The following is a 13,813-nucleotide window of genomic DNA, read 5'->3' as shown; positions in this document are numbered from 1 at the left end:
GTGACAGTCACTCGTTTGAGCTAGTGCTGGCACAATCCAACGCCCCATGACCCTGGAAGAGACGATGCGGAAGCTGGAGCGGCTGGGCACGGAGCAGACGCGGAAGACCTATCTGCGCCACGGGGCCCCCCAGCCGTTGTCCGGTGTGAACTTCGGTCCGCTGACGGCGCTGAAGAAGCGCATCGGCACGGACGCGGCGCTCGCCCGGGCGCTCTGGGCGTCGGGGCATACAGAGGCGCGGCTGCTGGCGACGATGGTGGTGGACGCGCCCGCGATGCCCTGGAAGGAGCTGGACGCCTGGGCGAAGGCGCTGGACTGGCACACGCTCACGGACGTCTTCGTGACGAACGTGGTGCTGCGCTCACCGCACGCGGCGAAAGCGCTGACGTGGACGAAGTCCAGGTCCGAATGGGTGGGGCGGGCAGGGTGGCAGAGCCTGGCCGCGCTGCTCACGAAGACGGCGGTGCTCGCGGAGGAGGACCTGCTGCCGTGGGTGAAGCGGATTGAAGCGGAGCTGCCGGGCGCGAAGAACCGCGTCCGCGAGGCGATGAACACGGCGCTCATCGCGGTGGGCGCCACCGGAGGCGCGGTCCAGACCGCGGCGCTCGCGACGGCGAAGCGGCTGGGCAGGGTGGAGGTGGATCACGGCGACACGGCCTGCGAGACGCCGGATGCCGCGCAGTACATCCAGAAGATCCAGGCCCGGAAGAAGGCGAAGGCCCGGGCCTGACGAAGGCCCGGGCGTCAGCGGCTTTAGTTCTTCACGCACGCGGGCTGGCCGCCCGCGTCCTTGTAGGCCTTCACGCGATTGACCAGGTTGCCGTTGTCCGTCTCCGGCGTGGTCTGCTCGTCGTTGCCCGCGCCGAAGAGCATGGCCACGCCGCCGGCCGCGGCCACTTCACCCGGGTGGGTGAGGAAGTAGTCCACGCGGTTGTCGCGCCACTGCTTGCCGCTGTTGGAGAGGGCCATGTTGCCCACCGGCAGCTGCCACCACATGTGCGGCTTGTTCATCCGCGCGGACACGGCCTTGGCCCAGCTGAGGGCCTGATGGAAGTGCGGCAGCTGGCGGTTCTCCGGGTCCCACCACACGGCGCTGCCCGTCGTCTTCTGGTACCAGCCCGCGTCGCGGTCGGACGCCTCCACCGTGACGAAGTCGGTGTCGCCCGCGCCTACGGACATGAGGAAGTCCGCGACCTTGTTCGCCTCGCCCGCCACGTCGAACGACGGGTCCATGTTGCCGGACACGTCCATCTTCGTCGCCCACGCGCTCGCGTGCAGGCCCACCTTCGCGTTGGGCGCGTACTTGCGCACCATGGAAATCATGCACCGGCCCAGGCCCGCCCCGTTGTTCTCCTGGGTGCCGCAATCCGTGGGGTTCGCCGCCTTCACTGCGACTGGCGTGGACTGCGCCTTGCCGTCGTTGGGGAAGTACTGGAGGTAGGCCCACATGTCCGGCTCGATCTGCAGCAGCACCTTCTCCTGTCCCACCTGCTTCAGGAGGAACCGCCAGTCCGCGAGGTAGCGCCCCAGGAACGCCGCGTCGTTGAGCGCCTTCAGCTGATCCTTGCCCTCGGCGAAGCCGCTGGCTTGGTAAGCCTCGTAGTAGGTGATGAAGGGAATCTGTCCGTTCTCTTGCGCGGTCTTGATGAAGTCACGCAGGTAGGCGCCGGGCGGATCCTGGTCGTACTGCCAGCAGCCCCACCACCCGCAGCCGCCTGCGTCGTTGGCGCAGGACGCGCCGTCGGACGTGCACCCGGATGCGCACGAGTTGCACGCGTCCTTCGAATCGAACAGGCCCGCCGAGAGGTACAGGTAGCGCACGTCGAAGGGCGCGGCCTTCGCGGTGTCGTCCTCCATCTTCGCGCCCACCAGCACCGTGCTCTTGCCCAGCGTGGTGAGGAACTTCGCGCCCAGGCACTCCGAGCCGTCGCCCGGCGTCACCCCGGGCCCGTCCGTGCCCGGACCGGGCTCTTCACCCGGGCCACTCGAATCCGAACAGCCCGCCACGGCCAGGAGGCCCGCGGCGAGGAACGGCCAACACTTCCGACGAAACAGGGCAGGGGTCCGCATGATGTCCAGAACTCTACTCCGCCCCTCGTCCTCCCTGCTCGGGGCTAATTCTCAACTTCCCGGAAAGTCTTGAGTCATGCTCGCCCCACCGGCCCTCAGCCGGCCTTTCCCCCGAGGTGTGCGTGATGAAGCTCCGATGGTCTGTGCTGCTGCTCCCGGCGCTGCTGGCGGCCGGCTGCGGTCCCCTGGAAGAGAGCCCCAACGAGCCTGTGATTGACGAGCTGACCGGGCAGGTGCTGCAGGAGGCGACGACGAAGTACGACATGCACCGCCTGCTGGAGGACTCGGACGTCACGGGTGGCACGGGCATCACGCCCGCGCAGGTGCAGGCGTTCCTCCAGCAGCAGGGCTCGTACCTGGCGGGCTACACGGACCCGGCCTGGGGCAAGACGGCGGCGACGCTCATCGTGGAGCGCTCGCGCGCGTCCAACATCAGCCCGCTGTACATGCTGGCGCGCATCCAGGGTGAGTCCAGCCTCATCCAGAGCGGCACGTCCACCAACCTGAGCAAGGCCACGGGCTGTGGCTGTCCGGACGGCAGCGGCTGTGACGCGCAATACGTGGGCTTCGGCAAGCAGGTGGAGTGCGCGGCGAAGAAGATGCGCGGCTACCTCACCGACCTGGAGGCGGGCCGCGCCACCATCTCCGGCTGGAAGGTGGGGGTGACGAAGTCCACGTCGGACCCGTGCTCGGTGAAGCCGGTGAACAACGCCACCGCCGCGCTCTACACGTACACGCCCTGGGTGGGCGCGTACGCCATCCAGTGCGGCCGCACCACGGTGGGCGGCTCGTCGCTGATGGCGACCATCTACAACCGCTTCAAGACGGCGTACCCGTGGACGCTGACGACCACCACGGAGGGCTGCTACTCCGGCACGGTGGACGCCACGGTGCCGGAGGGCTCGTGCGTGCAGAGCTCGTCGGACGCGCTGTGGCGCCAGTGCTCGCAGGGCGTCTTCATTGGCGGCACCACCACCAAGCCGTCCAACTGCAACGTGTCCTTCCCGTACTGCGTCTCCACGCGCCTGGGCCGGGGCGTGCCCGTGCGCACCTGCGTGCAGGTGAGCAGCACGCTGTGGCAGCAGTGCGGCGCGGAAGGAGCGTGGCGGGACGCACCGGGCGCGGGCACCACGGGCGTGGGGCCCATGGGCACGTGCTACGCGGCGTATCCGCTGTAAGGCCGCGCATGCCGCCCGGACGTACGCGTCCGGGCGGTCAGTAGTCCTTGTGAATGAGAAGTTACAGGGCGGTAGGCCGTGTGACACCATCTCTAGTCGTGCAATCCCACCCTGCTTCTTGCGGGTAAGCTTGGCTGGGGCGACTAATATTTTTCTCTGATCTTAATAGCCTCTTCGACCCAGGCTTCGATGTTTTTGGCGATGTCGGCGTATGCTGCTTTGCTGTCAACCCCGGATGGGGTTTTGAGTGATGCTATTTGGGAGAACGATTTCCCTTTAATGTTGAGCAGATCGAACGGATTGGCTCCTGGGGCTGAAGATTTGCCATCTTTGTTGAGGAGTTTGTTGATCCGAATGCCAAGAACCCCCTTGCCCTCACTCCAGCCTTTCTTGATCTCGTATTGGACCCATTTGCGGGAGGCGGTTTCTGAGCCTACAAGAACGACAACGCAACTCTTTCCAACCATTTGGTCGTCGATCCACTTTTGAATTGAGGCGTCACCCTTCTTCTTAACCTCTTCCCAGGTGTTCGCAGCGACAAGCGTCTGACCCTCAAGAGCATTAATGTTTCGCACTTGCTGCGTGCGCCAAAAGTCATTGTCGAAGTGGAAGCTATAAAAGACTCTGCGTGCCAAATTGTCCTCCAGGGTATTTGTTGGTTCTAGTGTGGCGCGGTAGTGGGGTGGCGGAAACTTGCTTCTGTTGGCAGGTTTTCAGGGGCTCAGTGTCTGGCTCCAAGAGTTGGGCTGCGTAAATAGAGACGATGTGTTTGCGCTGGTGCTTCAGTGTAGATGCGGTGTAATGATGGCTTGCTTCGGCCAATTAAGGTGGAGTTGATGAACTCGGGCTACTAGCCGGGGGAATCGGCGGGCTCCCTGTTCTACGTAATAATCGTCTAAACAGGGATGCGTATGCTAGATCATGCTCTAGTCCAGGATCTTTCGTGCCCAATGGCTCGCGATCAAAAAGGATACGAGCGGCAGCTCCAGTGGAAGCAACTGCGAGAATGGCCGCATGTGGATGGTGGTGACAGAAGAGCTTGAATTCATCTTCCACTCCCTCCATCCCTCCTATGAACACCCCTGCTTGGAAGCGCTCGCTCATGATCATCTGTTTTCGCATCAGGTCCAAACTAGCGGCCCGGCTGGCACCCGCTTGCGTCCAGATGAGATGGCGAAATTTCAGTGAACTCGGCGGAATCATGCTCTTGAAAAAGAGGGATTGATAAATGTAGACATGGTTTGCGACACCAAGTCGCTCTGCGCCTAAATGTACTAAGGGGGAAATTGCGGGATGGCCACCGAAAACTAGCCGATCTGTGGGAGCAATCACCATGGTGAGCGCGGTGACGGCCTCCCTGATGGCTATGAGGTCAACGGTGGTCAAGTACTTCTGATCGCGATACGGGCTGGGAATGCTTGCTGAGAGGAAGACAGGCCCTAAGGTGTGCTTTTGGGTGTCAGCCACTTGGGGACCTCTGAGATAGCCAGGGATTCGACGGGAAGGAAGCCATTAAGCCACTGTAGGTGCGCTGCTTTCCGGGGCCAAATGCCAAGCGGATCGTAGATGAGACAGCCATGAGGAGTTGGTGCTCCGCATGTTGTGCAGTCGTCGGCTATCTCTTGTAGCAGAGTTGCCTCTGGATGCCCCACAATGGGAAAGACATACGTGGCGCCACGGTGTGGGTGCGGTACTTCCAAGCGTCCAGAGGGTTGGATGGTTACGTCCACTCCGTGTGTCTTCATCTGCTTGCAGAACTCGGTAATTACTCTGGTTTTTCGACTTGCGAGAGAACGAGCACGTGTGGATTCGGCCCGCGCGACAATCTCTTCAAGCTTGAACTTGTTGAGTGTCGTTCCCGACGAGTTCGGATTGTCGGTAAAGTCGTTAGCTTCGAGAACGAATGGCTCACACAATTCGGTTCCAGGCGTTCTTTTGTGCGGTGCGGGCCAAATGAGTTGGAGCACGCCCAGCCCAAGATTGTGTGCACGTGCGACCTCTTGTTCGACCCAAGTGCTTGTAAGCGCATTGGGTGTATCCAGGAGAATCAGTAGATCCGCATCTCCTAGTCTGTCCCAAAGCATGGGCTGAAATTCCTCGCCACGTTTGATGCTGTGGGTGTCCAGGAATACTTCGAACGAGCAAGCATCCAAGGCTTGGTAGAGTTGGAGCGCTACCCCGCGTGACTCATCTCGTTTGTAGCTAATGAATGCGAGTCGACGCGAGCGCATCAATCCCAGTTCTTCCATGAGCCGGGCTGTAATGTGCTCTAGGGCAGGGTCGCTCTTTTTTAGTTCCTGGCCATTGATTGCAGCCAGTGTGCTGGGGACCTGCGTTTGATACGCTATCAGCGTGGGTACAACGGGGAGGATGAAGCAGCCCTCGCTTCGAAGCTCTTCTAGGATCTGAGTAGCCTCCGTGCTCTGGTATGACCCACCGAAGTAAACGGCAGCCACAGGCATGCCGCGAACCCGCTCTCGGTGAAAGTTACTCTCATCGAGAACCCGTAGTGCAGCCATAGGGTCGAGCCCAAGTTCCCGTAGCTGACGTTCAAGGGTCGCCTGCAGCGTCGTTGAGTGTCCGCCTCCACCGGTAGCCTTGCGCTCTGGTTCAAGTACCACGACTTGGTAGCAGCCAGACGTGCCCATTATACTCACGGTGCTTTACCTCAGCCTGTCCCGAAGTGCATTGGCAATTGCATTGGGCTCAAAAACAACTTCATGCTCGTTTTGGATTTCTCGGGGTAATCCTCCTCTCGTCCCTGGAATCCTAATGGGAATAACAATTTTGTGAAGCGAGCGAGCCACTGACACTTCATAGTCAATCCACTTTCGACTGTGGCTCGTGTCCCCCACAAGTACGAAAACCGCAGCACAGCCCTGGATGAGAGGCCGTAGGTGGTTGCGGATCTCCTGTTCACCTTGCTGCCGAACATCGGCGCGCTCATAGGTGACGACAACATTGGAGCCTAGCCGCAGTCCTTCAATCCAACTCGCAACTTTGTCTTTGTAAGGCCGTTCTTCGAAAACGTAGCTAATGAAGACGGAATGAGGCATCGTCTGTCTCCCTAAACGTTGGTGCTCGATAGAGAGCCTACCAGAGCCCCAAGTTGGAAGGAACTTCATGTCGGACCTTATCATCAAGCGCGCAGAACTGCACCAAGGCATCATTAGCAGGATGGCACAGAACTCCTTCGCTATTAAGGGGTGGGCCGTCACAGTCATCACGGCACTGCTGGCTTTTGGCAACAAGGACACAGAGCGCTATTTTGCTGTCCTGGCTGTTTATCCGACGGTGGTGTTTTGGGGATTGGACTCCTACTTCCTCATGAAAGAGCGCCAATTTCGAGGCTTGCCAGTTCAGTTGATAGCGTCTGGAGAAGAGCTAAGTCTTGTTGTGCCTCCGGCCTCGGTTAAGAAATATTTCGAGGCGGTTTGGGCGTGGACTGTATGGCCAATCTATGTTGGGTTGTTGTTTGTTGTTGGTATATTGGTTGGAGCGTGAAGTCGTGGGTTTGTGCTGTGTCTTGATGTGTCAAAGTGAGGCCTGGACGGTTCTTTTCGGCATGAATGTCAGTAGTCCTTGGTCCAGATGAGGTCCAGGCCGCCGGAGCGCGCGTCGCCGTACATGCCCTCCAGGCTCCAGCGCGGGCTGAAGAGGTACTGGAAGCGCACGGCGTTGGCGTTCTCTCCCCGCTGGAGGTTGGCGCCCACGCGGCCGGTGTAGCCCACGTAGATTTTGTCCGTCACGTACGTGCCCACCTCCAGCTTGGTGCCGGAGATGCCGTTGTCGCCCGCTTCGATGGAGAGCACGTCCAGGGGCAGCTTCGCGGCAATGGCCTTGCGCGCCTCGTTGGCGACGAACGAGCCCACCACGGAGGCCGCCTGCGCGCCCGCGTTCATGGACGCGCCGGAGCCGCGCTCCAGCGTGCGCCGGCCGGTGGCGAGCAGCGTGTAGATTTCCGACTCCGGCAGGGCCGGCTCGCTCGTCGTCTTCAGGGTGATTTCCTTGCCCTGGCCGCGCACGGTGACGAAGACGGTGACGTTCGCGTTGTCGTTGCGGTGCTCGGCGGTGACGTTGATGTACGGCATCATCACCGGGCCGGTGAAGCGCACCTGGCTGTCGCGCTGCACGTCGAAGCGGCGGCCCAGCACGTCCACGCGGCCCAGCAGCACCATCACCTCGCCGAACATGCGCGCCTCGTTGGCGTACTCGACGCGGAAGCCCTCGGACAGGCCCAGCTGCACGTTGAGGTCCGTGCCGCGCACCCACAGGTTGCGGGGCGCGTTGATGTTCACCCAGAACTGGCGCTGCGGCGGTGCCTCCTCCTCGCCTTCCTCCGCCAGGGCCTCGGCCTCCGCCTGGGAGGTGGGGCCGCCCGCGCCGCCGCTGCCCACGGTGGACTCCGGGTTGCCGGGCATGCCCGGGGAGTCCGGCGCGTTGCGCGGGTCCCGCGCCTTCTGCGACGTGGCCACCTGCGTGGGCGCCTGTTCCTTCTTCTTGCGCTTGTCCACCGGCACGCCGTTGCGGACCATCACCACGTCCACGGGGCGCTCCAGGGGCTGCAGGTCCTTGCGCTTGGCCTCCGGCAGCTCGACGTGCGCCTCCGGGATGGACAGGTCGCTGATGTTCACCAGCCGCTCGGTGAGGCTGCCCTTCATGGACAGGTTCAGCGTGAGCAGGGCCATCAGCTGGTCCTCCACCACGATGGGCAGGTTCTTGGTGTGGCCCTTGCCCTCCATCAGGAACTCGCCGCCCTTGCCCTGGCGGTTCGCGGTGGCCGTCAGCTCCAGCGAGCCGTTGCCGGACTTCGCGGTGAGCTGCTTGAGCTCGATGCGGTCCTGGGACGCGTTGAGCGCCAGCTGGATGTCGTTGTACTCGCCGTAGCCCATCAGCCCCAGCCGGCCGTTCTTCCACGCCAGGTTGCCCTTGAAGGTGGGCGCGCCCACGGTGCCGCCCAGGCTCGCGTCCGCCTGCATGATGCCGCCCAGCGAGCGCACGTACGGGGAGACGCCGGACAGGAACGTCGGGTCGAAGCGGCGCGCGCGCAGCGTCAGCTCCACCGGCGCCCGGTCCACCTTCTTCGCGGGCCCCTGCGCGGACTGGAACGCGGGCAGGGACAGGTCCAGCTCCATGGTGCCGCCCAGCAGCAGCGACCCGCCGCCGGGCGCGGTGAGCATCGCGTCGAAGAGGGACTTCGCCTGCGAGTAGGAGTAGTGCAGCCGCGCCTGCCCCAGCGCCGTCTGCGCGACGCCCAGGCCCTGCATGCCCGCGTTGACCTCCAGCTCCGGGGCCTCCGGCGTGCCGCGCGCCACCAGCTCCATGGACAGCACGCCCTGCGGCCCTCGGTTGCCCGGGCCGGGCTCCACCACCATGCCGGGCAGCTCGTTGAGGGGCACCGGCCCCACGCGGCCCTTCATGCGGAAGGGCACGCGGCTGACCACCTCGCGGTCCTGGAGCGCGGCCAGCGGCGCCAGCACGCGCGCCTCCAGCGTGGCCAGCGGCCCGTTGGGGCGCTGGACGTCCAGCGTCAGCTTCACGTCTTCATTGCCCGCCAGCGCCAGCGCGGTGCCGTTGAGGGGCGGCAGGCCGTTGGCGGTGACACCCTTCGCCTGCATCTCCACGCGGCCCTGCGGCGCGAGCGCGCTCCCGTTCACGTCCGCCTTCAGCGTCAGCGTGCCGTCCGGCCTGTCCACGCCCTCCGCGCCCTGGAGCACCTTCAGGGGCAGCTCCGCCACCAGCGCCTCCAGGTGCAGCGGCGCCTCCAGCGCCTGCGCGGGCGTGGGCGGCTTCGCGATGACGCCGCCCAGCGTGAAGGGCGTCTTCACCAGCACGTAGGCCCGCGGCGCCACGCCCTGCACGTCCAGCCGCGCGCCCAGCGTGCCGTCGTTCGCGTCGGAGTTCGCGTGCAGCTCGAAGCCCAGCGCCTGCGCGAACAGGGCCTCCGGACGGCCGGGGTAGCGCAGCTCCGCGCCCACCACCTTCAGGTCCAGCCGAGGGTCCTTCGCGGAGCCGTCCACCACCAGCGTGCCGGTGATTTGGCCCGTGGGGCCAGGGGGCTGGTTCGCCAGCTTCAGCGCCTCCGCGACGTCCAGCTTCTCCAGGTTGACCGTCAGGGACACGGGCTCGTTGCGCCGGCGCAGCACGCCCTGCACGGGCACGTCGAACTTCGACGACACGCGCGCCGCGTTCAGCTCCGCGCCCAGCGTGCCGGTGGCGCGGTCCTTCACGTACCGAGCCTTCACCTGGAGCCCCAGGCCCTCGTAGCCGCGCGCCTTGCCGTCCGTCAGCGTGAGGTCCACGTCCGCGTCCGGCCGAGCCATGCGCCCCTTCGCCGCGACGTGGCCGGACAGCGTGCCGCCCAGGCCCAGGTCCTCCGGCACCGCGATGCGCGGCAGCTTGGACAAATCAAAGGCGCCCAGGTCGATGCGCGCGTCCACGCGCTCGCCGTCCTTCAGCGCGGCGATCTTCAAGGTCTGCGGCCCGGACGCGAGCGCCAGCGGCGGCTCCAGCGCGATGCGCCCGCCCCCGAAGCCCAGGTGCGTGGGCTGCTGGAGCGTCCAGGTGGCCTCCGGCCAGGACAGCGAGAAGACGCGCATGGCGAGCCCCTCGTTGTCCGCGTCCACCGTGCCCTCCACGCCCAGCGCGAGCTGCGCGTCGCCGTCCACGCGCACGCTGGCCTTCAGCTCGCGGTGGTCGTCGGTGGTGAGCGCCAGGGACAGGTCGCGGAACGTCTTGCCCGCGGTCTTCAGCTGGCTCACCAGCACGGTGGCGTCCGTGGTGAGCGGCCGGGTGACGTCCGGCACGTTCGCCTTGAGCGACAGGTCCTGGATGGCGATGTCGCCGTAGTTGAGCGCGACGAAGTTGCCGTCCGCCTTCACGCCCGGCGCGGCCGGAGGCCCCGTCACCAGCAGCTCCAGCGAGCCGCTGCCGGACATGGGCGGCACGGTGCCGCCGGGGAGCAGCTTGTCCAACGCCTGTGACAGGAGCTTCAGGTCGCCAGCGGACAGGCTGCCGCGCGCCTCCAGCGCCTTCGCGGTGCCTTCACCGGAGGCGACGAGCGCCGCGCCCGGCATCATCACGCGCAGGTTGGCCACGTTGTAGCGGCCGTCCTTCGCGCTGGCCTTCATCTCGATGGGACCCACCGACTGGCCCCGGAACTCGGACGGGGTGACGGTGAGGGCCACGTCGCCGTCCAGCGTCTCCACGCTGGTGCCACCGCCGTGCGCCACGAGGTCCGCGGCGATGTTGGTGGGGATGCCGTTCTCCATCAGCTCCGCCAGGTTGACCCCGCGCGCCTTCACGGTGGTCTCCGAGGTGCGGAACGTCTCGAGGTTCACGTCGCCGTCGAGGTCCAGCGTGGCCTTGCCCGCGGTGGCGCCCAGCTTCGCCTTCGCGAGGTCGCCGTCCATGGACGCGGTGCCCTTCGCTTCAATGGGCACCACCAGGGGGTACGTGGGCACGAAGGCCTTCACCGGCGCGGGCGGCACGGCCAGCCGGCGCAGCTCCACGGCCGCGGCCGCCTCACCGGTCTGCTTCGCGCCCAGGTCCGCCTCGATGCCGGCGAGCCCCAGCTGCGCGTCCACCTGGCGCACCACGTCCTTGCCCTGGCCCTTGAGCACCAGGCGCACCGGGCCCGTGAGCGGGCGCGTGAGGCCGCCCGAGGCCTGCAGGTCCGCAGCGAAGTCCATGTCCGCCAGCGCGTAGTGGCCCTCGCCCTTCGCGCCGAACTCCTCCAGGCGCACCTGGCGCTCGCCGCCGTCCGGCAGCTCCTGCTGGAAGTCGATGTAGCCGTGGCTCAGCTCGAAGTCCTTGAGGTCGATGCGCAGCGCGCTCTTGCTCTCTGCCGGGGGCTCCTCGGGCTTGGGCTCGCGGGGCTCCAGCGCGCGCATCAGGTTGAGGCCGCGCTCGTCCTGCACCAGGTACAGGCGGGGCGCCTCGATGCGCACCTTCCTCAGGTCCACCCGCTGACCCAACAGCGGGGACAGGTTCAGCCGCGCCTCCACGCGGGCGATCTCCGCCGCCAGGTCGCCCTCCGGCGTGTACAGCTTGATGCCGGTGAGGACCGCGCCGTTCAGGTCCAGGTCGAACCCGCCCAGCTCCAGCCGGCCGGCGAACTGCTTGTTCGCCAGGTCCACGCCGAAGCGCGCCAGGCGGGCGGACCCGCCGGGACTGGTGGCGTACACGAGCGCGCCCGCCACCAGCAGGACGATGAGTCCCAGGAGGCCAAGCAGGCCCCACAAGAGCCTCCGTCCCCAGCGCTTGCGCCGGTGGGGCGGGGCGGCGGGGGCGGGGGTCGTCGGGTCGCTCAAAACGCCTCTCCGATGGAGATGTGGATCGCGCAGAGCCCTTCCGGGGCACCCGCATAGGCTGCATCCGCGGATGTCGAGGTCTTGTCGAACTTGCGCCCGAAGCCCAGGCATCCACCCGAGGACGGATAGATGTATCCGGGATCGCTGACGGGCAATCCCCGCCCGATGTTCAACCGCCGGGCAAGGTCCAATCGGATGGGGCCGACGACCGTCAGGTAGCGCAGGCCGGCGCCCACCGCGTGGTAGTGCTCGGGACCGAACAGCTTGGGGCCGTTCTTGCCGAACAGCTCCTGCGTGCCCACGAGGCCGGAGTCGTAGAAGACGGCCAGCATCAGCGCGTCCGTGAGCATGTAGCGCAGCTCCACGGCGCTCTCGAAGAGGCTGTTGCCGCCCACGGGCACGGTGTCCCAGGAATCCAGGATGGGGTTGCCGTTCGCGTCCACGAGGACGTTGCCGTCGTCGTCCTCCTTGTAGGTGGGCGCCAGGGGCGTCATGGGCGACAGCCGCTGGCCGTTGAAGCCGCGCATCGCGGTGGCGCCGCCGGAGAAGAAGCGGGTGACGATGGAGCTCTGCCCGCCGCCCGCCGGGTTCAGCGTGCCCGCGCGCAGCTTCACCGCGAGCGTCAGGTCCTTGTTCTCCCCGATGGAGCGGTAGTAGCGCAGGTCCGGCAGCAGCCGGACGTAGTTGTAGTTGCCGAAGAAGGGGCCGCCGCCCTTCTGGAGGGAGAAGCCCAGGTAGTAGCCGTCGCGCGGCTCGGTGCGGTCGTCTCTGCGGTCCCAGGCGAACGCCACCTCCAGGAAGCTCAGCGCCTGGTCGCACTTGCCCTCCGACGTCGTGGTCCCACAGCCCAGGATGATGGGCGGGACGCTCTCCTCCAGGCTCACCTGCCCGGTCAGCCGGTACAGCTGCAGGTTGTACGAGGGGAAGACGGAGAAGGACGGGTGGGGCGTCCAGATGACGCCCGTCTTCAGGTAGCCGCCGTAGAACGAATAGGCCTGCTGGAGGCCCTTCTCCGCGGTGATGGAGGCCTGCAGGGCCACGTCGCGGAAGAGGAAGCGCGGCTGCTCGAACTCCGTGGTGAAGGTGAAGACGGGGGCCTGCTGGGAGCCCTCGTCGTCCCGGAGGCTCGCCAGCACGTTGGGGATGAACGCGTAGCCCAGGCGTCCGCGCAGCGTCAGCCGCCGCAGGCCGCCGCGGAAGTTGCGGTTGGTCCACTCGCCCAGGATGCGGCCCTCCTGCCGGGCCGCGTCCACGCCGATACCGCCGCCCAGCCGGATGGAGTGGAAGGGCGACTCGCGCACGTCCACCACCACCGGCACCGTGGCGTTCTGCCGGTCCGGCGCGCCCCGGTTCACCTTCACCGCGCCGAAGACGCCCATGCGGAAGACGCGCGCCTGCGCCTCCGCCAGCGCCGCTTCGCTGAAGTACGCGCCCTTGTGCACGGCGCCCTGCGCCTGCTCGATGATGCGCCGGGGCGGCACCTGGGGGTTCGCGTCCGTGGCGATGAAGATGTTGCCGAAGCGGTAGCGCAGGCCGGGGGCGATCTGCAGGTCCACCACGGCCTTCTGCGTGGCCACGTCCACGCGCACCTCGCCGCCCACCTCCGCCTCCGCGTACCCCAGGTCCTTGAGCCGCTGGAGCACCAGGTCCTTGGTGACGGCCCACGTGTCCTCGCGGAACACGTCGCCGGTCTTCACCGGCAGGTCCTCCAGGATGCGCTCCCGCTCGCGCTGCGAGGGCTGGTCCGGCCCTTCCCCCAGCGCCTCCAGGCCGTGCGTCTCGATGCGGTCGATGACGGTGGGCGCGCCCTCGTTGACCACCACCTTGAGGCGCACGGCCTTGTCGCCGTCGGGAATCACTTCGTTGGACTCCACCTGCGCCTGGTAGAAGCCCTGCGCCTGGTAGAAGCGCTCGATGCGGCGCAGGTCCGCCTGCCACGCGTTGGTGTCGAAGTAGTGCGCCTTGCCGAAGGGCCAGAACGCGTACCAGGGCGTGGAGGACGTGAGGATGCGGTCCTTGATGTCCCCGTCGTCCACCTGCTTCGCCCCCTCGATGTCCAGGGACTTCACCTTCGGGCCGGTGGGCTGATTGGACGTGGTGGCGCACGCCGTCAGCAACACGGCCAGCGCGAGGGGCACGGCGGAGCGGAGTCGGAGGAGTCGGACGGCGGCCACGTCACGTTTCTTACCGGAAGGCCAGCCCCTGACGCGTTTCCCAATGTTTCTTTGTGGGGCGAGTGTCGCATTCCACGAC

Annotated in this window: 10 protein-coding genes; 3 read left to right on the top strand and 7 right to left on the bottom strand. The window is 66.0% G+C overall.

Features of this window, described 5'->3' with window-relative positions:
- Window positions 1-46 precede the first annotated feature (46 nt).
- On the top strand, window positions 47-730 hold the full coding sequence (locus tag D7X96_RS07360) for a DNA alkylation repair protein (RefSeq protein ID WP_121769329.1): 684 nt from the start codon (window positions 47-49) through the stop codon (window positions 728-730).
- A 23-nt stretch (window positions 731-753) separates the two neighbouring features.
- Here D7X96_RS07360 and D7X96_RS07355 read toward each other — a convergent pair whose 3' ends face one another.
- The gene (locus D7X96_RS07355; RefSeq protein ID WP_121769328.1) at window positions 754-2,070 is read right to left on the bottom strand and encodes a hypothetical protein; all 1,317 of its coding nucleotides are present in this window, start codon (window positions 2,068-2,070) and stop codon (window positions 754-756) included.
- A 125-nt stretch (window positions 2,071-2,195) separates the two neighbouring features.
- On the opposite strand from D7X96_RS07355, the gene D7X96_RS07350 reads away from it, so the two are divergent.
- Complete coding sequence (locus D7X96_RS07350; protein ID WP_121724448.1) at window positions 2,196-3,248, top strand: hypothetical protein; 1,053 nt, start codon at window positions 2,196-2,198, stop codon at window positions 3,246-3,248.
- A gap of 143 nt (window positions 3,249-3,391) precedes the next feature.
- Here the strand turns inward: D7X96_RS07350 and D7X96_RS07345 are convergent, their stop codons facing one another.
- From D7X96_RS07345 to D7X96_RS41725, 4 genes are all read right to left on the bottom strand, one after another.
- Complete coding sequence (locus tag D7X96_RS07345; RefSeq protein ID WP_121724447.1) at window positions 3,392-3,883, bottom strand: TIR domain-containing protein; 492 nt, start codon at window positions 3,881-3,883, stop codon at window positions 3,392-3,394.
- A gap of 187 nt (window positions 3,884-4,070) precedes the next feature.
- Window positions 4,071-4,715 (bottom strand): Thoeris type III anti-phage system protein ThcA, encoded by a 645-nt coding sequence (thcA, locus tag D7X96_RS39495; RefSeq protein ID WP_147468255.1) that lies wholly within the window; start codon window positions 4,713-4,715, stop codon window positions 4,071-4,073.
- Window positions 4,688-5,896 (bottom strand): Thoeris type III anti-phage system protein ThcB4, encoded by a 1,209-nt coding sequence (gene thcB4 / locus D7X96_RS41730; RefSeq protein ID WP_121724446.1) that lies wholly within the window; start codon window positions 5,894-5,896, stop codon window positions 4,688-4,690. The genes thcA and thcB4 overlap by 28 nt, the downstream gene beginning before the upstream one ends.
- Before the next feature lie 15 nt (window positions 5,897-5,911).
- On the bottom strand, window positions 5,912-6,304 hold the full coding sequence (locus D7X96_RS41725; protein ID WP_158626424.1) for a TIR domain-containing protein: 393 nt from the start codon (window positions 6,302-6,304) through the stop codon (window positions 5,912-5,914).
- Window positions 6,305-6,371: 67 nt separating this feature from the next.
- On the opposite strand from D7X96_RS41725, the gene D7X96_RS39920 reads away from it, so the two are divergent.
- Window positions 6,372-6,752, top strand: a complete 381-nt coding sequence (locus tag D7X96_RS39920; protein WP_158626423.1) for a hypothetical protein — start codon at window positions 6,372-6,374, stop codon at window positions 6,750-6,752.
- Window positions 6,753-6,820: 68 nt separating this feature from the next.
- Here the strand turns inward: D7X96_RS39920 and D7X96_RS07330 are convergent, their stop codons facing one another.
- The gene (locus D7X96_RS07330; RefSeq protein ID WP_121769327.1) at window positions 6,821-11,560 is read right to left on the bottom strand and encodes a translocation/assembly module TamB domain-containing protein; all 4,740 of its coding nucleotides are present in this window, start codon (window positions 11,558-11,560) and stop codon (window positions 6,821-6,823) included.
- A complete protein-coding gene (locus D7X96_RS07325; RefSeq protein WP_121769326.1) occupies window positions 11,557-13,734 on the bottom strand; it encodes a BamA/OMP85 family outer membrane protein in 2,178 nt (725 codons plus the stop codon). The genes D7X96_RS07330 and D7X96_RS07325 overlap by 4 nt, the downstream gene beginning before the upstream one ends.
- Window positions 13,735-13,813: the final 79 nt, after the last annotated feature.

The sequence above is a fragment of the Corallococcus interemptor genome, from assembly GCF_003668875.1.
GTDB lineage: Bacteria > Myxococcota > Myxococcia > Myxococcales > Myxococcaceae > Corallococcus > Corallococcus interemptor.
This window is presented reverse-complemented; position numbering and strand designations above follow the sequence as displayed.

What these genes read in the sequence shown, in the direction of transcription:
- D7X96_RS07360 (WP_121769329.1), top strand. Translation starts at nt 47, where the DNA reads ATGACCCTGGAAGAGACGATGCGGAAGCTGGAGCGGCTGGGCACGGAG.
- D7X96_RS07355 (WP_121769328.1), bottom strand. Translation starts at nt 2,070, where the DNA reads ATGCGGACCCCTGCCCTGTTTCGTCGGAAGTGTTGGCCGTTCCTCGCC.
- D7X96_RS07350 (WP_121724448.1), top strand. Translation starts at nt 2,196, where the DNA reads ATGAAGCTCCGATGGTCTGTGCTGCTGCTCCCGGCGCTGCTGGCGGCC.
- thcB4 (WP_121724446.1), bottom strand. Translation starts at nt 5,896, where the DNA reads ATGGGCACGTCTGGCTGCTACCAAGTCGTGGTACTTGAACCAGAGCGC.
- D7X96_RS41725 (WP_158626424.1), bottom strand. Translation starts at nt 6,304, where the DNA reads ATGCCTCATTCCGTCTTCATTAGCTACGTTTTCGAAGAACGGCCTTAC.
- D7X96_RS39920 (WP_158626423.1), top strand. Translation starts at nt 6,372, where the DNA reads ATGTCGGACCTTATCATCAAGCGCGCAGAACTGCACCAAGGCATCATT.